18 protein-coding genes and 1 pseudogene are annotated in these 18906 nt (G+C 64.7%); 2 read left to right on the top strand and 17 right to left on the bottom strand.

Features of this window, described 5'->3' with window-relative positions:
* Positions 1 to 4 precede the first annotated feature (4 nt).
* The 9 genes from gspD to gspG all read right to left on the bottom strand — a co-directional run bounded on the left by gspD (position 5) and on the right by gspG (position 8236).
* Complete coding sequence (gspD, locus tag HY019_RS09200; RefSeq protein WP_290690922.1) at positions 5 to 2263, bottom strand: type II secretion system secretin GspD; 2259 nt, start codon at positions 2261 to 2263, stop codon at positions 5 to 7.
* Positions 2264 to 2266: 3 nt separating this feature from the next.
* On the bottom strand, positions 2267 to 3199 hold the full coding sequence (gspN, locus tag HY019_RS09195; RefSeq protein WP_290690914.1) for a type II secretion system protein N: 933 nt from the start codon (positions 3197 to 3199) through the stop codon (positions 2267 to 2269).
* A gap of 16 nt (positions 3200 to 3215) precedes the next feature.
* Positions 3216 to 3734: a type II secretion system protein GspM gene (gspM, locus tag HY019_RS09190; RefSeq protein WP_290690912.1), complete on the bottom strand. Its 519-nt coding sequence runs from the start codon at positions 3732 to 3734 to the stop codon at positions 3216 to 3218.
* A gap of 22 nt (positions 3735 to 3756) precedes the next feature.
* Entirely contained in the window at positions 3757 to 5022 is a 1266-nt protein-coding gene (gene gspL, locus HY019_RS09185; protein WP_290690909.1) for a type II secretion system protein GspL, read from the bottom strand.
* A 124-nt stretch (positions 5023 to 5146) separates the two neighbouring features.
* Positions 5147 to 6217 carry a type II secretion system minor pseudopilin GspK gene (gspK, locus tag HY019_RS09180; protein WP_290690906.1) on the bottom strand — a complete coding sequence of 357 codons (1071 nt, stop codon included), beginning with the start codon at positions 6215 to 6217 and terminating at the stop codon, positions 5147 to 5149.
* Between the two features lie 20 nt (positions 6218 to 6237).
* Complete coding sequence (locus HY019_RS09175) at positions 6238 to 6921, bottom strand: prepilin-type N-terminal cleavage/methylation domain-containing protein (protein WP_290690899.1); 684 nt, start codon at positions 6919 to 6921, stop codon at positions 6238 to 6240.
* Positions 6921 to 7295 carry a type II secretion system minor pseudopilin GspI gene (gspI, locus tag HY019_RS09170; RefSeq protein WP_290690862.1) on the bottom strand — a complete coding sequence of 125 codons (375 nt, stop codon included), beginning with the start codon at positions 7293 to 7295 and terminating at the stop codon, positions 6921 to 6923. The genes HY019_RS09175 and gspI overlap by 1 nt, the downstream gene beginning before the upstream one ends.
* Entirely contained in the window at positions 7279 to 7809 is a 531-nt protein-coding gene (locus tag HY019_RS09165; RefSeq protein ID WP_290690860.1) for a prepilin-type N-terminal cleavage/methylation domain-containing protein, read from the bottom strand. The genes gspI and HY019_RS09165 overlap by 17 nt, the downstream gene beginning before the upstream one ends.
* Positions 7784 to 8236 (bottom strand): type II secretion system major pseudopilin GspG, encoded by a 453-nt coding sequence (gspG, locus tag HY019_RS09160; RefSeq protein ID WP_290690858.1) that lies wholly within the window; start codon positions 8234 to 8236, stop codon positions 7784 to 7786. Before gspG ends, HY019_RS09165 begins: the two co-directional genes overlap by 26 nt.
* Before the next feature lie 187 nt (positions 8237 to 8423).
* Between gspG and HY019_RS09155 the strand changes: the two genes are divergently transcribed.
* Entirely contained in the window at positions 8424 to 9065 is a 642-nt protein-coding gene (locus HY019_RS09155; RefSeq protein WP_290690855.1) for a hypothetical protein, read from the top strand.
* A 4-nt stretch (positions 9066 to 9069) separates the two neighbouring features.
* Here HY019_RS09155 and ilvA read toward each other — a convergent pair whose 3' ends face one another.
* Positions 9070 to 10665 carry a threonine ammonia-lyase, biosynthetic gene (ilvA, locus tag HY019_RS09150; RefSeq protein ID WP_290690848.1) on the bottom strand — a complete coding sequence of 532 codons (1596 nt, stop codon included), beginning with the start codon at positions 10663 to 10665 and terminating at the stop codon, positions 9070 to 9072.
* A gap of 46 nt (positions 10666 to 10711) precedes the next feature.
* On the bottom strand, positions 10712 to 11986 hold the full coding sequence (locus tag HY019_RS09145) for an oxygenase MpaB family protein (RefSeq protein WP_290690838.1): 1275 nt from the start codon (positions 11984 to 11986) through the stop codon (positions 10712 to 10714).
* Between the two features lie 120 nt (positions 11987 to 12106).
* Here HY019_RS09145 and HY019_RS09140 point away from each other — a divergent pair, with 120 nt between their 5' ends.
* Positions 12107 to 13195, top strand: a complete 1089-nt coding sequence (locus HY019_RS09140; protein ID WP_290690835.1) for an AraC family transcriptional regulator ligand-binding domain-containing protein — start codon at positions 12107 to 12109, stop codon at positions 13193 to 13195.
* Positions 13196 to 13278: 83 nt separating this feature from the next.
* On the opposite strand, the gene HY019_RS09135 is transcribed toward HY019_RS09140, so the two are convergent.
* The 6 genes and pseudogenes from HY019_RS09135 to HY019_RS09110 all read right to left on the bottom strand — a co-directional run bounded on the left by HY019_RS09135 (position 13279) and on the right by HY019_RS09110 (position 18865).
* A complete protein-coding gene (locus HY019_RS09135; protein ID WP_290690831.1) occupies positions 13279 to 13695 on the bottom strand; it encodes a F0F1 ATP synthase subunit epsilon in 417 nt (138 codons plus the stop codon).
* A gap of 140 nt (positions 13696 to 13835) precedes the next feature.
* Positions 13836 to 15245 carry a F0F1 ATP synthase subunit beta gene (gene atpD, locus HY019_RS09130; protein ID WP_290690828.1) on the bottom strand — a complete coding sequence of 470 codons (1410 nt, stop codon included), beginning with the start codon at positions 15243 to 15245 and terminating at the stop codon, positions 13836 to 13838.
* A gap of 36 nt (positions 15246 to 15281) precedes the next feature.
* Positions 15282 to 16148, bottom strand: coding sequence for a F0F1 ATP synthase subunit gamma (gene atpG, locus HY019_RS09125; RefSeq protein WP_290690824.1), 867 nt, complete (start codon positions 16146 to 16148; stop codon positions 15282 to 15284).
* Positions 16149 to 16161: 13 nt separating this feature from the next.
* Positions 16162 to 17716, bottom strand: a pseudogene (gene atpA, locus HY019_RS09120) (F0F1 ATP synthase subunit alpha).
* A 142-nt stretch (positions 17717 to 17858) separates the two neighbouring features.
* The gene (locus HY019_RS09115; protein ID WP_290690822.1) at positions 17859 to 18392 is read right to left on the bottom strand and encodes a F0F1 ATP synthase subunit delta; all 534 of its coding nucleotides are present in this window, start codon (positions 18390 to 18392) and stop codon (positions 17859 to 17861) included.
* Between the two features lie 2 nt (positions 18393 to 18394).
* Positions 18395 to 18865: a F0F1 ATP synthase subunit B gene (locus tag HY019_RS09110; RefSeq protein WP_290690817.1), complete on the bottom strand. Its 471-nt coding sequence runs from the start codon at positions 18863 to 18865 to the stop codon at positions 18395 to 18397.
* Positions 18866 to 18906 lie beyond the last annotated feature (41 nt).

Here is an 18906-nt window from a genome sequence, read left to right as displayed (position 1 = left end):
TCCCTTATTTGCTGCCCGTGGCCGCAGGCTGCTGGCCCGAGGTTTGCGGCGTCAACTTGGGCGCAAAACCCGAGGTTGAGGGCATCACCACCGTGGGCGCGGGCGCATTGGGGTCATCCAGCGGCTGGCGCACGGAAGGCATGCTCAGCTTGTTGCTCAGCTTGAGAGGGTCCAGGTTCGGCCCATCCTGCATGGAAATGGCGCGGCCATCCCCCGTGATGACCGAGTCCTGGCGCTGGCGCATGTAGTCGTAGCGGTCCATCGTGATGTCGTTGCTGGCCTCTTGCGAACGCATCACCACGGGGCGCAGGAAGACCATCAGGTTGGTCTTGGCACGCGTCCTGGAGCGGCTCTTGAACAGGTTACCCAGGATGGGGATGTCGCCCAGCACCGGCACCTGCGAATCGTCGTTGCTGAACTGGTCCTTGAGCAAACCACCCAGCACCAGCGTCTGGCCATCGTCCACCACCACAGTGGTCTCGATCGAGCTCTTGGTGGTGGTCGGGCCCTGCGCGGAGTTCTGCGATTCAACGTCCGACTTTTCCTGGAACACCGTCATGCGCACGGTGCCGCCCTCACCCACCTGCGGGCGCACACGCAGGGTCAGGCCCACGTCCTTGCGCTCCACCGTCGTGAAGGGGTTGACCGTGCCGGAGCTGCTGGTTGCGCCATTGGTGTACTGGCCGGTCACGAAAGGCACGTTGCGGCCCACCACAATCTTGGCTTCTTCGTTGTCCAGCGCCACCATGTTTGGCTTGGACAGGATGTTGGCATCGGCATTGGTTTCCAGGAAGGTCGCCAGGGCACCCAGGTTGTAGGTGCCATCGCTCATCTTGTGCGCGAAGCCCACACTCAAGCCCTTGAGGCTGGATGCGGTCGAACGCGACGCCCCCACCAGGCTGAACAAGCCACCGATGTTGCCGGCCGCCAGGTTGGTGCCCACGCCGACCAGGTTGTTGTTGCCAGCCACATTGGCCCACTGGAAGCCCGCCTCAGCCAGCTTCTGCTCGCTGACCTCCACGATCATGGCCTCGATGTAGATCTGCGCTCGGCGACCATCCAGCTGATCGATGACCGCGCGCAACTGCTTGTACAGCGAGTCGGTGGCCGTGATGATCAGGGAGTTGGTAGAGGGGTCCGCCTGGATGAAACCGCCTGTCGAGGGTTGCGCAGAGGCCCCCACCGGAGAGGTCGACTGCTGCGAAGCGCCACCACTGGCCGCCGCGCCGCCCATGTTGGACGTCGGCAGGCCACTCGCACCCGAGCTCGCACCGCCACCAGATGCGCCGCCACCCGAGCTGCCGCCAGCCCCCGGGAAGGCCGCACGCAGCACCTGCGCCAGCTTCACCGCATCAGCGTTTCTCAGGTAGACCACATGGATGCCGCTGCCACCCAGGCCCGAGGTACCAGGGCGGTCCAGCCGTTGGATCAGGGTGCGCACCAGGGCCATGCGGGCCGCATTGGGCGCGCGCACCATCAGCGTGTTGGTGCGCGAGTCAGACAGCACCATGGTGCTCTGCCCGGCTGCGCCACCACCAGGCGCGCCCGGGGTCGAGCCGCCGCCATCAGCCAGCTTCTGCACCACCGGCGCCAGGTCGGAGGCAATCGCGTACTGCAGCGGGATGGCCTCCATGTCGGTGGCCGTGGGCACGTCCAGCGCGGCAATCATCTGGCCGATGCGCTTGAGGTTGTCCGCGTAGTCCGTGATGACCAGGGTGTTGGTCGAGGCATTGGCGTTGATCGTGTTGTTGGGGCTGATCAGCGGGCGCAGCACGGTCACCAGGTTGTTGGCGCTCTCGTACTGCACGCGGAAGATCTGCGTGACCACCTGGTCACCCGACTGCTTGACCGTGCCCACATCGACCGTGCCGGTCTGCAGCTTGGCTTCGGCTTCAGGCACGACCTTGAGCAGACCCGCCACTTCCACCAGGCTGAAGCCTTGACCACGCAAGGCGGCCAGGAAGTTCAGGTAAGCCTCGCGCGGCGTCAGCGGCTGGTCGCTGTACAGCGTGATGGCGCCCTTGACGCGGGGGTCGACCAGGATCTGACGGTTGATGATCGCGGCCATGGCCCGTGCCACGCCCTCGATCTCGGCGTTCACGAAGTTGAGCGTGACCGTCGGGGCTGAAGCCGCCTTGCGAGGCGCTGGCGGGGCGGCCAGGGCCAGACCGAGCGGGAGCAAGCCACCAGGCCCGAAGGTCAATGCCAGGGCCACGGCCAGTGCGCCAGCACGGGGTCGAGTCAGCAGGGGATGGGTCTTCATGACTTATCCGATCGAAATGACAGAACGGTCGCCTTCGCGGCGGCCGATGATGTTCAACAAATTGTCCAGTGCGCCACGTTCGGCCTCACTGGCGCGGGCTTCGCCACGAAAGCGCATCCCGCCGGAGCTCACGCCCCCTTGGCCGGACAGCTGCAAGGCGCCGTCCAGCGTGGTCAATTGCATCTGCAGCAGGCCTTGGGCATCACCGCCCAGGTTCAGCCGGTAGGAGCCCAGGCGGTCCAGCGTGGTCACGCGCGAAGCCACGTTCTCCAGCATCAGATCAGCCTGCCCCGAAATACGCAGGCGCCCTTGCGCCCACTCGAAAGACAGATCCCGGCTCGACAGGCGCAGCGCACCCGCCAGTTGCAGGGTGTTCCAGGGCGTGCCCAGGCCACCCAGCCAGGCGGCAGGCCAATGCCCGATTTCGCCTGAGGTCTGCAGCGTCGTTGCACCGGCCGCATCGCCAGCGCCTTGCAGCAGCACATCGGTCTTGACGCGCCCCAGGCCAAACTGCACCTGCATCACGACCGGGGTCGGGATGCAGCAGTCTTGCTGCAAGGTCAGGCGCAGCCCCAGGCCACTCAGGCGCATGGTCCAGTTCAGCCGGCCAGGCAGGGCCCGCGCATCGCGGCTGCCGGGGCCGCCGGTCAGCACCGCCACGGCATCACCGTGCCAGATCGTGCCTTGCGATTCAGCCAGCAGCAGGCGCTTGCCGGACAGCTCCACCACGCCCTGGGCCAGCCAGCTGGCCGGCGCATACACCACCAGCCCCACCAGCGCCCCCAGGCCTGCACCCCACCAGCCCCAGCGTCGGCCGGCCTTGCGCATGTTGTCCCAGCGCGCGATCTCCATCGTCGACTCGAGCCAGCGCGTGGTCAAGGCGCCCGCACCCTGCATCCATGCAGGGCGGCGGTTCAGGAAGGGGATGCCAGCCATGTGCGTGTGCCCGGCCTTAACGGCCGCCCCCCGCGCCCGGCCCCATGGCCAGGATGATGTTGCCGGAGTACACCCCCGGCTCGACCTGCATCAGACCGGCTTCGGTGGGCTTGGCGCGCGCGGCACCACGAGCCTCGTCCAGCCAGGTGGCCAGAGCATCACCCGACACCCGGTTGAGCGTGAGCGTGGCGCGATCGCCTTGCAAATTGAGCTTGGCACCCGCCCCCAGCCGCTCGGTGGCCGAACGCAGCGCCGCTTCAGATTGAGCCGGAGGCACGGGCGGACGCTGGCGCAGCATCTGCGCCTCGTCGGCCAGCCGGCGCATCTGATCGAGCTGGCCATCCAGCTCGCGCAACTGCGCCGGGGTTTCCGACAGCGTGCGCCAGGCGGGGCGGATGCCCACGAGCACCAGCAGCGTCACGACCAGCAGCCAGCCCGCTATGGCGGCCATCTGGCGCTCGCGCGGGGCCATGGCCGCCCATTTGGTCTGCAACTCCTGGCGCAGCGCTTGAAGGGAGGAAGCTTGAGAACTCATCTGTGTGCTTTCAATGCGTTCATCAGCCGTTGGCGCGTCGCACGGTCAGGCGCCCATCGGCGGACTCGACCTGCACGCCCGCCGTGCCCAGCTTGCGACGGAACTCGTCCAGCTCGGCCGGGCCCCAGGAAGCCGGCGGCATCAGGGTCAGCGAGGCGCCGTCGTATTGCAAGCCCGCCGTGGGCTGCTCGGGCGGCCAGGCGCTGGCCACCGCCGCCATCAAGGCTTCCAGGTCATTGCCACCAGCCTGGCCCGCCTGCGCGCGCAGGGCCTCGGTTTCGCGGCGCATTTGCGCGGGGGCGTCCAGCACGGCCTGAACCTGAGGGTGCGCCTGCTTGAGCAATTGCACCATGGTCGCGCGCTTGGTCTTGACCAGTTGCGCTTGCTGCCAGGCCCACAGATTGAGACCCAGCACCTGCGCGCCCACCAAGGCCATCAGGCCCATGCGGGCAGGCCGCCATTGCGGGCTCATGAAGCGCCGCCATTGATCACTCAGGGCATACAGGCCCTTGCTGCGCGGCGTCAACTCGAACTGCAGCAGGTTCCAGATCGAGCGGGCGGCCAGCAGCAGGTGCTCAGGCTGGCTTTGCACCGTCACGGCCCGGCCCAACCAGCGTTCGGCCGGCGAGGCCACGGGCGGGGTGGCAAAGAAACGGGCGTTGATGGGCAGCGGATCCGGCAACAAGGCGCGAGACAGGCTGCCAGCCACAGGCCAGGTCGTCACACCATCCGGGGTGGACCAGGTCAGCAGCATCTCGGCACCCGGCTCGGCACCCTCCGGGGCACCGGCTTCGCCGAACTCATGGAAGTAGGCCGAAGGTGGCTCGTCCGGCGCCACGCTGGGCACCACGCGCTCCACGCGGATCTTGGCCTTTTCCAGGGCCATCAGCTGGCTGGTCAGCCCGGTGTGGTCGCACGCTGCGATCCAGGTCGGCTGGCCGGCCTTGGCCATCGGGGCCACGGCCAGGTGCATGTTCTCCGGGTCTTCGAGCAGGGCATCTTCCAGCATGCTGGCCAAGGCGGCACGCAGGCGGCCCGCCGGCGCCTTGGGCAGGCTCAGTCGGTGCCAGCTCAGGTCGGTCGGGGCCATGACGGCCACCACACTGTCCGCCTTGGGCAACATCGGCGCCGTGCAACGCCCCTGCCGTGTGGCCGACATGCCGTCGATGCTGAGCACATAGCTGTACTCCTTCGGCCCGGGCGACGCAGGCGCAGCCCCGGCCTCCGACGCGGTCACGTCGGCGCTCAGACGCGTGCGCGCCGGCAGTTGAATGATGAGAATGCTCATGCCCAGACGGTCAGATATTCAGAATATTTCAGCATCCAGCATAGATGCCCCGGCATTGTAGGAGCGCGGGAATAGCGCCCGTTTAAGGATTGATACCTGCTTTGAGAGTAAAGAATGCCTCCCATCATGGGGGCGTCGCGCCCTCTGCGCCACGGTCCAGCCCCGAAAAACGCGACTGCTGTAGCACCAGCACGTCAGAGCCGCCCGACTGGCGCTGCACCAGGTGACGCTGCTCGATGACGTTGTCTTCATAGCGCAGGCGGCCTTTGACTTCAAAATATTCGGATTTGAAATCCAGCCGGCTGGTGTTCCACTGCGGTTGAGACTGCCCCAGCACATCAATGAGATCGCCCGGCAGTGCCTTGAACGGTTTGCGCTGCCGGGCCTGCACCAGCCTCGCCGCGCGCGCCAGATCCAGGCCATCCACCACCGCAGCGATCACCTCCTTGGGCGCCGTGTTGATGTTCACCAGCGTGCCAGCCGTCGGCAACAAGGTGACATAGGGCCGCAATTTTTCCAGCGTACCCGCGTCCAGCCCCAACCACAACAACTGATCGAAACTTTGCGGCATCAGGGGCGCCTGGGCCCGCCCGGTTTCACCTCCGAGCTTCTCCAGCACGGCCGGGTCATTGCTGACATACGAGGCCTCGGCCAGGGCCGCCTTGGCCATCGAGGCGGCAATGCCATCGGCCAGGGACGGGGGCAGGCTCAGGAACTCCAGCAAGCGCTTGAATACCTTGACCTGGTCATCATTGACTGCAACGCCTTCCACCAGGTGCCGCAGGTTGTACTTGGCATGGGCATCCTCGACCTTGCCTGACAGGAAGGCCTCGGGGGAATCATCCGAATCGGCGGCACTGTTGTTGTTGCCATCTGCCGCCAGGAAGGTGGACAAGCGCGCCTCGGCCAGCGGCATGGCCCAGACCTCGCCCAGGTGATCCACCTGCTCGTTCTTGCCGTCTTCGCGCAGGATGAGCCGCGCCCAGTCCAGCGCCCCGCTGAGCACCCAGGCGGACTGCGAGCGCACCCGCTCGGCGCTCTCGACCTGCACGGCGCGCCATTGCTGCCAGACCATGGACGCCGCCAGCGTGGATACCAGCGTGACGATGACCATGGCCATCAACAAGGCGGCACCGCGCTGCCGCGATCGACCAGGGTGGCGGGCAAGGGAAAGGAGAACAGGCTTGTCGAGCATGATGATCCGGCCTTCCTCGATCAGTTGGCCTGCAGCTGGGGCGCCAGCACGACATCGCGGGTCAAGGTGCCGGCAAAGCCACTGCCCTCGCCCAGCGTCACCTGACAACGCACGGCATTGGGCAGCGACTGACGCTGGCTGATCGCGGCCCCAGCGCCCGCTGTTGCCACACTTTGAGCCGCCCCCACCGCCTTGACGACGTCGCCGGTGGACTGGCAACTGCTCATCGAGCCGCCCCGGAAACAATACACCTGCCAGCGCTCCACGCCTTTCAGCGCCGTCAAGGTGCCGGGCTCACGCCCTTGCAACTGGTAGGAACTCAGCCAGTAGCGCTGCAACTCGCCCACCTTCGTGGTCACCGGGCTGGCCCAGCGCAGCAGGCGGTTGCTCTGCACATACCAGGTCACCACCTGCAGGCCCTCGCCGCTGCGGCGGGTCAGTCGCAGGTGGGCACCATCGAACTGCATCCCATCGACGATCTGCATGTCCATGACCTGGCCCATGTCCGCCTCGAACTGCGTGATCACCGACTGCAGGCGCAGGGTCTGCTTGAGGTTGCCATCGGCCACCTGGCGGGCCGTGCTGATGCTGTCCATGCCCTTCCAGGCGGTGGCAGACAGGACCGCCAGGATGAGCAGGGACACCAGCACCTCGATGAGGGTGAAACCGCGCTGCAGACGGGGCATGAAGAGGGGCTGGTTCATCAGAAGCGCGGCAACACCGTGGACAACTTGACGATGGGCTGACGCTCTTCGTCCATCACCTGGGCGTCCACGCGCCGGAAGTTCAGATTGGGCGTCGGGCGCACGGTCATGTGGCCCGGGAAGGTGCGGCCCAGTTGCTGGCAGCTGAAATCACTGTCGCCCACGGGCGGGTAGATCCTGGACAGCTTGAGGGCGGTGATCTGGTTTTCGGCGCACCACTGCGCCAGGGTCAGGTCGCTCATGCGCTGGGCGTTGAGCGTCAGCCCACCCGCAGCCTTGATGCCAGCCGACAGGGTGATGGCCACGATGGCCAGCGCCACCAGGACCTCGATGAGGGTCATGCCACGAACGGCCTGATCAGCGAGCCGGCGCATTGGCCACCTCCCCCGTTGGACCGGCAGACGGGCCGGCCGCGTCGTCCTCGGCCTCGTTGCCCGTGATCACGGCGAAGGGGCTGAGCCCATCCGTGCCCACGATGATCTGCTTGTCTTCCACCCGAAGGATCACGCTTTGCGCGCCGATCACGGGTTCAGGCCCCAGCACGATGCTGCGCCCCCCCACGACCTCGGCCTTGACGTCGGACTCCAGCCACTTGAGCGGTGGCATCAACGCGGGTGGCAGGCCCAGGAACTGGTAGTCTGCCTCGGGGCCGTTGGGCTGAGGCACCCACAAGACGGTCATGGCGCCAGCACGCGCCTGGGTGCGGGCCGACTCCAGCAAGGCGATCAGGCGCGCGGCCTCGCGCTCCAGGCGGGTCGAAGAAGGATCGGGAATGGCAAAGGCCACCACCGCGGTGGTGATCGCGATCATGGCCACGACCACCATCAACTCCAGCAAGGTGAAGCCGCGTGCGCGGCGCGCCTTACTGCCAGGAGCCGATATCGGCATCGCGGGCTTCGCCACCGGCCTGGCCATCCGCACCGAAGCTGAACACATCCACAGCCCCCTTCACGCCGGGGTTGACGTACTGATAAGTGTGGCCCCACGGGTCATTGGGCAACTTTTCCAGGTAGGGCTTCCAGTTGGGCGGAATGGGCGAAACGGTGGGCTTGGTCACCAGGGCCTGCAGGCCTTGTTCGGCCGTCGGGAAGCGCTGGTTGTCGAGCTTGTAAAGCTTGAGCGCCTGCATCAGGTTGCTGACGTCGGTCTTGGCAGCGGTCACGCGGGCGTCATCGGCCCGGTCCAACACGTTGGGCACGATCAGGGCGGCCAGCAAACCGATGATCACCAGCACGACCATCAGCTCGATCAGCGTGAAACCACGCTGCACGGCTTTGACGGCCTCCCGGGCACGCTGAGGGGTACGCGCAAACATCTTCATGTCCATTTCCGAAAACGATCTTTTCAATCAGACACCGAAACCCTTGCCTTGGTTCCGCACGGTGCTGCGAGGGCGCAAGCATGCACGAGGACCAGGGCGCCTTGATGCGGGATGAACCCGAGGTTCAAAGGCCACTTTTCAGGGCCACGGTGCGTCGAACACCCATCATAATGGCCGGATCATGGCATCACGCATCTTCGCCCTCATCATTTGGGCCGCTGTCGCGGCCAGTCTGGCGTACTGGGGCCTGCGCTGGTTGGCTCGCCCGACCGGTGTGCCCGCCAATGCGACACCCGTGTCGCTGGACAGCGGCGCGCAAGGTGACCTGCACCGCCTGCTGAGCGGCCCGGTGAAGGCCTCCGGCCCGGCGGTAGACCCGTCCGCCGCATCCGCGCTGGCCAGCCGCCTCAAGCTGCTGGGTGTGGTGGCGCCGCGTCACGAAGGTGATGCCGGTGGCGTTGCGCTGCTGTCCATTGATGGCAAACCGCCCAAGGCTTTCCGCATCGGTGCAAGCATCGAAGGCGATCTGGTGCTGAAGTCGCTCACGCAACGCGGCGCGTCCATCGGGACCGCTGACGGCCCGGTCACCACCACCCTGGATCTGCCCCTGCTGCCGCCCCCACTGACTGGCGCCCTGCCGCCGGTCAGCGGCTTCAGCACCACAGGCAATGCGCTGACTCACGCCCCAGGTGGCGTGCCGCCCCCGCCGCCCGGCGGCATGCCTGGCGCCGTTGGCCGCCTGAGCAGCCCCGAAGGCGGCCCGACACCGGGTGGCGCCCCACCGACCTCTGGTGGCATGCCGCCCCCCGGCATGTCTCGCTGAACCCTCAGCGCAGGAACAGGCGGTAGACCGGGTTGCGGGTCTCGTCCACGTAGATGTAACCCAGTCGATCCAGGAAGGGCTTGATCGCCTTCGTTTCGGACTTGGGCACCTGCAGCCCCACCAGAATGCGCCCGTAGTCGGCGCCCTGGTTGCGGTAATGGAACAGGCTGATGTTCCAGCCCGGAGGCAAGCTGGTCAGGAAGGTCATCAAGGCGCCCGGGCGCTCCGGGAAGATGAAGCTGTAGAGGCGCTCACCTTCGGCCAGCGAAGAGCGCCCCCCCACCATGTGGCGGATGTGCGTCTTGGCCAGCTCGTCATGCGTCAGGTCCACCGTCTGGAAGCCCTGCTTTTCAAACAGCTTGGCGATCTTCTTGGATTCGCCCTTTTCGCTGGTCGTCAGGCCCACGAACACGTGCGCCTGCTTCTCGTCCGAGATCCGGTAGTTGAACTCGGTGACGCTGCGCGGCCCGATGGTCTCGCAAAAGCGCTTGAATGAACCGCGCTCCTCCGGGATGCTCACGGCCAGCAGCGCTTCGCGTTGCTCACCCACTTCGGCGCGCTCGGCCACAAAGCGCAGCCGGTCGAAGTTCATGTTGGCGCCGCAGTTGATGGCAATGTAGGTCTTGCCCTGGCCGCCATGCCGCTCGGCGTACTGCTTGATCGCGGCCACGCCTTGTGCACCGGCGGGCTCGACGATGGAGCGCGTGTCCTGGTAGATGTCCTTGATGGCCGCGCACACCTCGTCGGTGCTGACGATCACGAAGTCGTCCACCAGGGCCTTGGTCAGGCGCATGGTTTCTTCGCCCACCAGCTTGACGGCCGTGCCATCAGAGAACAGGCCGACCTCAGGCAAGGTGATGCGCTTGCCCGCCTTGACCGAGCGCACCATGGCGTCGGAGTCACTCATCTGCACACCGATGACCTTGATCTCGGGGCGCACGGCCTTGATGTAGGCGGCCACACCGCTGATCAGGCCGCCGCCACCGATGGCCACGAACACCGCATCGATGGGGCCGCTGTGCTGGCGCAGGATCTCCATGGCCACGGTGCCCTGGCCGGCGATCACATCGGGGTCGTCAAAGGGGTGCACGAAGGTCATGCCCTTCTTGCGCTCCAGCTCCTTGGCATACAGCGCGGAGTCCGAATAGCTCTCGCCGTGCAGGACGATCTGCACGTTGTCCCCACCGAAATAGCGCACCGCGTCGATCTTGACCTGCGGCGTGGTGGTCGGCATCACGATGGTGGCCTGGCAGCCCAGGCGGCGTGCGCCCATGGCCACGCCTTGTGCGTGGTTGCCGGCCGACGCGCAGATCACGCCCTTGGCCAGGTGCGCACGGCTGAGCTGCGCCATCTTGTTGTAGGCCCCGCGCAGCTTGAAGCTGAACACGGGCTGCTGGTCCTCGCGCTTGAGGAAAACCTTGTGGCCCAGGCGGCGCGACAGGCTGCGGGCCTCGTCCAGCGGGCTTTCAATGGCCACGTCGTACACCTTGCTGGTCAGGATCTTTTGCAGATAGTCCTGGATGGTCAACGGTGTGGTCTTGGGTTTGGCTGCCGGCTTCTTGCTTTTCGCTTGAACGGCGGCCTTGCGCGCGGTGGACATAGGCGTGGGCTTTCGGGAACAAACTCAGGGTTTGGAGCCCTACAGTCTAGCTTGCCTGCCTTTTCGCGGGGTGTGCGCCACCGGTCAGATGTGGTGAACCATGCGCCCCCATCAGCACCTTCAGGTAGTCGCGCTGACGCTGCCCCGCCCAGCGGCGCCACACCGGCATCAAGCCCGGCACGGCGTGCAACACCAGCGAGCGCAGCAAGAAGGGCCCACCCACCAGCAAGGGATACCAGGGCAGCGTGGCGGGCAAACCCAGCGCCCGCATGCCCTTGGCGCCCACGAACCACCGCACCAGGCTGAGGTGGCGGGCCTTGTTGAAGCGCCCACGCAGGCCTGCCATATTGGGATAGAGACGCTGCAGGGGCTCATCCATCAAAGCCTGCCCCAGCATCACGCTGGTCTCATCCGCGGGAGCCTGGCTGAGCACGTTCTGATAAAGCAAGGTGCGCCCCTGCTGCTCGTCTTCGCACAGGTAGCGCTCGTCCACGCCCATGAGCCAGCCGATGTAGCGCCACAGGTGCATGACAGCAGCCGACTCGCGGCCGGACAGCCACACCCCCGTGGTCTTCAAGGACAGCAGCTGCACCACGCTGAACGCCAGGTAGGTGGCTTGCATGTCCAGCTGGTTGACGGGCAAGCCCAGGCTGGCCGCATCCCATTTCGGCGATTGGCTCAGTTGATGGCGCACCAGCGCATGCATCACCCGCACCCGCAAGGTCATCATGAAGCCTGGGCCGCCCGGCGCCATGCCACCCTCTTCGGTGCAAGCCAGCCACCACGAGGTGGTCTCTGCCACGCGCCGCTGCGCGCCCTTGTGCAAAGAGCCCGTCATCACCAGCGTCTGGTTGATGGCCGAGGCCTGGTAGCCCGCCATGAGCCCCGCGTCACGCAGGACCATCATGCCGTGCAGGCCCGTGCTGCGCAGTGCCTGCGCGCCTTCACACATCAGGTCTTCGCGCACCCAGTCCGGCCAGCCCGCGGTGCGGCAAACGAATTGACGCAAAGGAGCCGGCGTGCTGCCGGAGAGATCACGCGGCGCACTCAAGGCCCGCTCGAACAGGGGCCAGGCGCGCGCCATGCCGAACTCGTGCATCCACGCCACCAGCTCATCGGCCAGCTTGTCGCCCTCCCACAAGGCCTGCCCCATGGTGGCCCAGGCCTGCTTGTCCGGCTCGGGGTTGCCTTTGACCAGCAGGCGCAGGCGGCTGGCCATCTGCCGGGAGGCCTTCAGGTCGGCGCCCAGGCGGGTCGGTGGCTGGCGTGGTACATCGTGCGCACCGTGAGGCTGGCTCGACGCCGTATCATCGTTTCTCATGGAAGAGGCCTTCATGCTGTGTTCAAGCCGGAGTTCAACTGAAGCCATGATGGCCCTGGGCGCCCCCAGAATCATTGACCCCAGACCCTGCCCGCTTGACCGCAGCACACCAGACAAACCATGAGCGCCGCCCGACCGATCCAGGATGCCCCTGTCAAAGGGATACAAGCCACCTTCGTGCGGGTGCTGCCCGATGCCGTGAGCGCCCGAGGCCTGTCGGCAGCCCCCGTCTGGGACGCTCTGGGCCTGAAGGTGGACGAGGCCCCCGAACACACACGTGTGCCCGTGGCGGCGCTGTGCCGCGCCATTGAAGTCGCCTGCCGCCTGACGGGTGATCCCTTGGTGCTGATGCAGGCCGCGCAAGCAGTACGGCCGCTGCATCTGGGCAGCCTGGGTTACGCGCTGATGAGCAGCCCGCTGGGCGAGGATGGCCTGCTGATGTACGAGCGCTTCCAGACCTTGCTGTGCGACGAATTGCTGGCGCGCCACCGCGTCGCCAAAGGCCTGATCGAAGTGCGGCACGAAGCGGTGGACACGCCCCTGCCCCGGGACGCCCGCTTCTGGTGGCTGCTGCTGGGTGCGCGGCTGGGCTTTGCGCGCTGGGTCTCCGGGCGCGACCTGGTGCCCGTGCGCATCGACATCCCCGCGCCACGCCCAAGCCAGGCCGACGCCTTCGACCGCTTCATTGGCAGCGCCGTTCGCTATGACACGCCAGACTGCCGCGAGCTGATGCCCGCCGACTGGCTGGCCTGGCTCAACCCGAACGCCGACCCGGCCATGCACGCACTCATGCAGGCCCGCACGGCGCAGCAACTGGCCAGCCAACCCCAGGGTGATGCGCTGTTGATGCGGGCCAGGATCGTGCTGTCTGAACGCATGGGCCAGGGGCTGGACCTGAGCCTGGAGGCGGTCAGCCAGGCCCTGCATGCGGACGCCAGCGACCAGGCCCCGACCACCCCACGGCAGCTTCAAAAGCGCGTGTCCGACCAGGGCCTGAGCTTCAAGGATCTGATCGAGGAAGTGCGACGCGAGCGCGCCTTGCGGCTGCTGCGGGACACATCACAAGCCATTGGCGAGATCGCCCAGGCCTGCGGCTACACCGAGGTGAGCCCCTTCCACCGGGCGGTGCGGCGCTGGACGGGCCTCACCCCGGCGCAGGTCCGCCAGCAGGCGCTGACGCAAGCCCCGGCCGCAACGGAACATCCCTGAATGAAAAAAGCCCGCAGCGTGAGCGGCGGGCTTTTGCAAGCCGGGCCCATTTGCATGAGCCATGGGCTTGGGATGTTTGTTGATTACTTCTTGCGCAGACGGGCAATGGCAGCCAGCTGAGCCACCATGACGGCCAGCTCGCTTTGGGCCTTGGCCAGATCCAGCTCGCCCTTGGCGTTCTGAACGGCTTCTTCAGCCAGGCGCTTGGCCTCATTGGCCTTGGCCTCGTCCAGGTCCTTGCCGCGGATGGCTGTGTCGGCCAGAACGGTCACGCAACCAGGCTGCACTTCCAGAATGCCGCCGGCCACGAAGACAAACTCTTCTTCCTTGTTGTCAGCGCGCTGGATACGCACGGCGCCCGGCTTGATCCGGGTGATCAGCGGAGCGTGCTTGGGCAGGATGCCGAGCTCGCCCACTTCACCGGGCAGGGACACCAACGTCGCTTCACCCGAAAAGATCGACTCTTCGGCGGAGACAACATCAACGTGAATGGTGGACATGCTTTGTTCCTTACGCTACGAGAGCGTGTAAGAAAGACTAAGCACCAAGCGATAGCGTGCCAGGCAAGGCGCCGCGCACAGACATAGCGGAAGCTATGGCGAGCACGGCAACGCCGCATGGCGCGCTATGGCGCCGGTGATCAGGCTTTCTTAGCTTTTTCGAAGGCTTCGTCGATGGTGCCGACCATGTAGAAGGCTTGCTCAGGCAGTGCATCGCACTCGCCGTTCACAATCATCTTGAAACCACGGATGGTTTCCTTCAGGGGCACGTACTTGCCAGGCGAGCCCGTGAACACTTCGGCCACGTGGAAAGGCTGCGACAGGAAACGCTGGATCTTACGAGCGCGGGCAACCAGGAGCTTGTCCTCGGGAGCCAGTTCGTCCATACCCAGAATCGCGATGATGTCGCGCAGTTCCTTGTAGCGCTGCAGCGTGTTTTGCACGCCACGGGCCACTTGGTAGTGCTCTTCGCCCACCACGTTCGGGTCCAGCTGACGCGAGGTCGAGTCCAGCGGGTCCACGGCGGGGTAGATACCCAGCGAGGCGATGTCACGAGACAGCACGACGGTGGAGTCCAAGTGAGCGAAAGTCGTCGCAGGAGACGGGTCGGTCAAGTCATCCGCAGGGACGTAAACGGCCTGGATGGAGGTGATCGAACCAATCTTGGTCGAGGTGATGCGCTCTTGCAGACGGCCCATTTCTTCGGCCAGCGTAGGTTGGTAACCCACGGCGGAAGGCATACGACCCAGCAGCGCGGACACTTCGGTACCGGCCAGTGTGTAGCGGTAGATGTTGTCCACGAAGAACAGCACGTCCTTGCCTTCGTCACGGAAGGACTCGGCGATGGTCAGGCCGGTCAGCGCGACGCGCAGACGGTTTCCTGGGGGCTCGTTCATCTGACCGTAAACCATGGCGACCTTGGACTCGCCCAGGCTCTCCAGGTTCACGACGCCAGAGTCGGCCATTTCGTGATAGAAGTCGTTACCTTCACGGGTACGCTCGCCCACACCAGCGAACACCGACAGACCCGAGTGAGCCTTGGCGATGTTGTTGATGAGCTCCATCATGTTCACGGTCTTGCCCACACCGGCGCCACCGAACAAGCCCACCTTACCGCCCTTGGCGAACGGGCACACAAGGTCAATCACCTTGATGCCGGTTTCCAGCAGTTCTTGCGAAGGCGACAGCTCGTCATAAGCGGGGGCCTTGCGGTGGATGGGCGCCGTTTGAGCGGCGTCAACAGGACCACGTTCGTCGATGGGCGCACCCAGCACGTCCATGATGCGACCCAGGGTAGCCGGGCCCACGGGCACGGTGATCTGGGCGTTGGTGTTGTACACCTGGTTGCCGCGGCGCAGGCCGTCAGACGAACCCAGCGCAATGGTACGGACGATGCCGTCACCCAGCTGCTGTTGCACTTCGAGGGTCAGCGTGGAGCCTTCCATCTTCAGAGCGTCGTACACCTTAGGCATCTGGTCGCGGGGAAATTCCACGTCCACCACGGCGCCGATACACTGAACGATCTTGCCCACTGTTTGCGTGTCAGCCATTTTTCGTTCCTTCAATCAATTCAAAATCTGCGTGAATCAAACCGCGGCCGCACCGGCGACGATTTCGGACAGTTCCTTCGTGATGGCGGCCTGACGGGTCTTGTTGTAGACCAGCTTCAGTTCCTTGATCACGTTGCCTGCGTTGTCTGTTGCGGCCTTCATGGCCACCATGCGCGCGGATTGCTCCGACGCCATGTTCTCGGCCACAGCCTGGTAGACCAACGCTTCGACATAGCGAACCATCAACTCATCAATCACCGCGACAGGGTCCGGCTCGTAGATGTAGTCCCACTGGTGCGTGGTCTCGGCCTGCAGCGTGCTCGCGTTCAGCGGCAGCAACTGCTCGACCAAGGGCTCCTGCTTCATCGTGTTGATGAAGCGGGTGAAGCACAGATAGACCGCGCTCAACTCACCAGCCTGATAAGCATCCAGCAGCACCTTGACAGGGCCGATCAGCTTTTCCAGATGGGGGGTGTCCCCCATGCCGACCACGCTCGACACCACGTTGGCGCCGATGCGGTTGAAAAAGCCTGCAGCCTTGTTGCCGATGGCGACGACGTCAGCCTTGACGCCGCTACCTTCGAGCTCCTTGAGCTTGTTGGTGACAGCGCGCAGCACGTTGGTGTTCAAACCACCGCACAAGCCTTTGTCAGTGCTGACCACGATGAAGCCCACCTTCTTGCCACCGGTGTTGGTGACCATGAAGGGATGGACGTACTCGGGGTTGGCATGAGCCAAGTTCGCCGCGATATTGCGCACCTTTTCAGCGTAAGGGCGGGCCGCACGCATGCGGTCCTGCGCCTTGCGCATCTTAGAAGCCGCGACCATTTCCATGGCCTTGGTGATCTTCTTGGTGTTCTCGACGCTCTTGATCTTGCCGCGTATTTCCTTGCCTGCCGCCATGGCGTGCTCCTAGTTAGGCGAAGGTCTTCTTGAACGCGACGATGGCCGATTGCAGTTCGGCTTCAGCGTCCTTGTCCAGGGCCTTCGAGGCTTCGATCTTGCTCAGCAGCGCAGCGTGGCTGGTCTTCAGGAACTGGTGCAGACCAGATTCGAAGGCCAGGATCTTCTTGACGTCCACGTCGTCCATGAAACCCTTGTTCACGGCAAACAGCGTGGCACCCATCAGGGAGATCGGCAGCGGCGAGTACTGAGCTTGCTTCAGCAGTTCGGTCACGCGGGCACCGCGGTCAAGCTGCTTGCGGGTGGCAGCGTCCAGATCGGAAGCGAACTGCGCGAACGCAGCCAGTTCACGGTACTGCGCCAGGTCGGTACGGATACCGCCGGACAGGCCCTTGATGATCTTGGTCTGAGCAGCACCACCCACGCGGGACACGGAGATACCGGCGTTGATGGCAGGACGGATACCAGCGTTGAACAACGACGTTTCCAGGAAGATCTGGCCGTCGGTGATCGAGATCACGTTGGTAGGCACGAAGGCGGACACGTCACCGGCTTGGGTTTCGATGATGGGCAGAGCCGTCAGCGAACCCGTCTTGCCCTTGACTTCACCCTTGGTGAAGGCTTCGACGTAGTCGGCGTTCACGCGGGCTGCACGTTCCAGCAGACGCGAGTGGATGTAGAACACGTCGCCGGGGAAAGCTTCACGACCGGGAGGACGACGCAGCAGCAGCGAAACCTGGCGGTAAGCCACGGCTTGCTTGGACAGGTCGTCGTACACGATCAGGGCATCTTCGCCGCGGTCGCGGAAGTACTCGCCCATGGCGCAACCGGAGTAGGCCGACACGAACTGCATGGCAGCCGAGTCAGAAGCCGAAGCGGCCACCACGATGGTGTATTCCATGGCGCCAGCTTGTTCCAGCGAGCGCACGACGTTCTTGATCGACGAAGCCTTCTGACCGATGGCGACGTAGATACAGGTGACGCCTTGGCCCTTCTGGGCGATGATGGCGTCGATGGCCACAGCCGTTTTACCGGTCTGGCGGTCACCAATGATCAGTTCGCGCTGACCACGGCCCACGGGCACCATCGAGTCGATCGACTTGATGCCGGTTTGCAGAGGCTGCGACACGGATTCACGGGCGATCACACCAGGGGCGATCTTCTCGATGGGAGAAGACAGCTTGGCGTTGATCGGGCCCTTGCCGTCGATAGGCTGACCCAGGGGGGTTCACCACGCGGCCAATCAGCTCGGGGCCGACGGGCACTTCCAGAATGCGACCGGTCGTCTTGACGGTGTCGCCTTCGGAGATGTGCTCGTAGGCACCCAGAATCACGGCGCCGACGGAGTCGCGCTCGAGGTTCAGGGCCAGGCCGTAGGTGGGGACGCCGGAGGCGTCAGCGGGGAACTCCAACATTTCGCCTTGCATGGCATCGGACAGGCCGTGCACACGGACGATACCGTCGGTCACGGAGATGACGGTACCTTGGTTGCGAATGTCGGCAGCCGCGCCGAGACCTTCGATGCGGCTCTTGATCAGTTCGGAAATTTCTGCGGGATTCAGTTGCATTGCTTTGCTCCCAGTCTGGTCAAGGGCTGCACGGAGGCAAACCTCGTTGACAACGACCGGCGGTTGTCAGGAGTGGCATGAAAACCACCGGTAGGAATTGAGCGACTATTGGTTGCGTCGGTTCGGTTACCCGTACTGCGACTCAGGCCAACAGAGTGGACTTCATGCGTTCGAGGCGAGCCTTGACGGAAGTGTCGAGCACTTCGTCACCCACCACGACGCGCACGCCGCCAATCAGTTCAGCGTCGAGTTCGACCTTGGCTTCCAGCTTGCGGCCAAAACGCTTTTCCAGCGGACCGATGATGTCAGCCAGTTGGGCTGCATCGATCGGGAAGGCGCTGAAAATTTGCGCTTCGGACACGCCCTGGCGTGCCTTGACCAGCGCCTGGAACTGCTCGACCATCAAAGGCAGAGCGGCCAGACGACCGTTTTCCAGCACAGTGCGCAGGAAGTTGGTCAAGGACGTAGCCAGTGTCACCTTGGCTGCTGCCACGATCACGTCGAACACCTGGTTCGATGTGACCTTGGGGTTGTCAGCCAGGGCTTGCACTTGCGGATCACGGGCGACAGCTGCCACAGCCTCAAGGGCCTGTTGCCAGGCAATCAGCTCGGCATCAGGCACAGCTTTGAACAGGGCCTCTGCGTAGGGGCGGGCGATAGTGGCAAGCTCAGCCATGATCACAGCTCCGACTTCAGGCGGCTCAGCAGGTCAGCGTGGACCTGGGCTGAAACCTCACGACGCAGGATCTGCTCGGCACCCTTGACGGCCAGGCCGGCAACTTGTTCGCGCAGCGCTTCACGGGCTTGCACGATCAGTTGCGCGGCTTCAGCCTTGGCATCGGCCACGATCTTGTCTGCTTCAGCCGTAGCACGGCCTTTGGCATCTTCGACCAGGGCGTTGCCACGCTTTTCAGCGTCAGCGATGCGCTTGGCGATTTCGTCGCGGGATTGGCTGAGCTGCTCCTGGACGCTTTTGTTGGCGTTAGCCAGTTCAAGCTTGGCCTTGTCAGCCGCAGCCAAACCGTCCGCGATCTTGCTTGCGCGCTCGTCGAGGGCCTTCGTGATCGGGGGCCACACGAATTTCATCGTGAACCACCACAGGATCATGAAGACCACGATCTGCGCAATCAGCGTTGCGTTCAGATTCACGGCTCGGACCTTTCTCGGTTAATTGAAAAATTCAGTCGAGA

The sequence above is a fragment of the Aquabacterium sp. genome (assembly GCF_016195855.1).
Classification (GTDB): domain Bacteria; phylum Pseudomonadota; class Gammaproteobacteria; order Burkholderiales; family Burkholderiaceae_C; genus Aquabacterium.
Note: the sequence above shows the minus strand (reverse complement) of the source record. Positions and strands in the feature narration are given on the sequence as shown.

What these genes read in the sequence shown, in the direction of transcription:
- gspD (WP_290690922.1), bottom strand. Translation starts at nt 2,263, where the DNA reads ATGAAGACCCATCCCCTGCTGACTCGACCCCGTGCTGGCGCACTGGCC.
- gspN (WP_290690914.1), bottom strand. Translation starts at nt 3,199, where the DNA reads ATGGCTGGCATCCCCTTCCTGAACCGCCGCCCTGCATGGATGCAGGGT.
- gspM (WP_290690912.1), bottom strand. Translation starts at nt 3,734, where the DNA reads ATGAGTTCTCAAGCTTCCTCCCTTCAAGCGCTGCGCCAGGAGTTGCAG.
- gspL (WP_290690909.1), bottom strand. Translation starts at nt 5,022, where the DNA reads ATGAGCATTCTCATCATTCAACTGCCGGCGCGCACGCGTCTGAGCGCC.
- gspK (WP_290690906.1), bottom strand. Translation starts at nt 6,217, where the DNA reads ATGCTCGACAAGCCTGTTCTCCTTTCCCTTGCCCGCCACCCTGGTCGA.
- HY019_RS09175 (WP_290690899.1), bottom strand. Translation starts at nt 6,921, where the DNA reads ATGAACCAGCCCCTCTTCATGCCCCGTCTGCAGCGCGGTTTCACCCTC.
- gspI (WP_290690862.1), bottom strand. Translation starts at nt 7,295, where the DNA reads ATGCGCCGGCTCGCTGATCAGGCCGTTCGTGGCATGACCCTCATCGAG.
- HY019_RS09165 (WP_290690860.1), bottom strand. Translation starts at nt 7,809, where the DNA reads ATGCCGATATCGGCTCCTGGCAGTAAGGCGCGCCGCGCACGCGGCTTC.
- gspG (WP_290690858.1), bottom strand. Translation starts at nt 8,236, where the DNA reads ATGTTTGCGCGTACCCCTCAGCGTGCCCGGGAGGCCGTCAAAGCCGTG.
- HY019_RS09155 (WP_290690855.1), top strand. Translation starts at nt 8,424, where the DNA reads ATGGCATCACGCATCTTCGCCCTCATCATTTGGGCCGCTGTCGCGGCC.
- ilvA (WP_290690848.1), bottom strand. Translation starts at nt 10,665, where the DNA reads ATGTCCACCGCGCGCAAGGCCGCCGTTCAAGCGAAAAGCAAGAAGCCG.
- HY019_RS09145 (WP_290690838.1), bottom strand. Translation starts at nt 11,986, where the DNA reads ATGAGAAACGATGATACGGCGTCGAGCCAGCCTCACGGTGCGCACGAT.
- HY019_RS09140 (WP_290690835.1), top strand. Translation starts at nt 12,107, where the DNA reads ATGAGCGCCGCCCGACCGATCCAGGATGCCCCTGTCAAAGGGATACAA.
- HY019_RS09135 (WP_290690831.1), bottom strand. Translation starts at nt 13,695, where the DNA reads ATGTCCACCATTCACGTTGATGTTGTCTCCGCCGAAGAGTCGATCTTT.
- atpD (WP_290690828.1), bottom strand. Translation starts at nt 15,245, where the DNA reads ATGGCTGACACGCAAACAGTGGGCAAGATCGTTCAGTGTATCGGCGCC.
- atpG (WP_290690824.1), bottom strand. Translation starts at nt 16,148, where the DNA reads ATGGCGGCAGGCAAGGAAATACGCGGCAAGATCAAGAGCGTCGAGAAC.
- HY019_RS09115 (WP_290690822.1), bottom strand. Translation starts at nt 18,392, where the DNA reads ATGGCTGAGCTTGCCACTATCGCCCGCCCCTACGCAGAGGCCCTGTTC.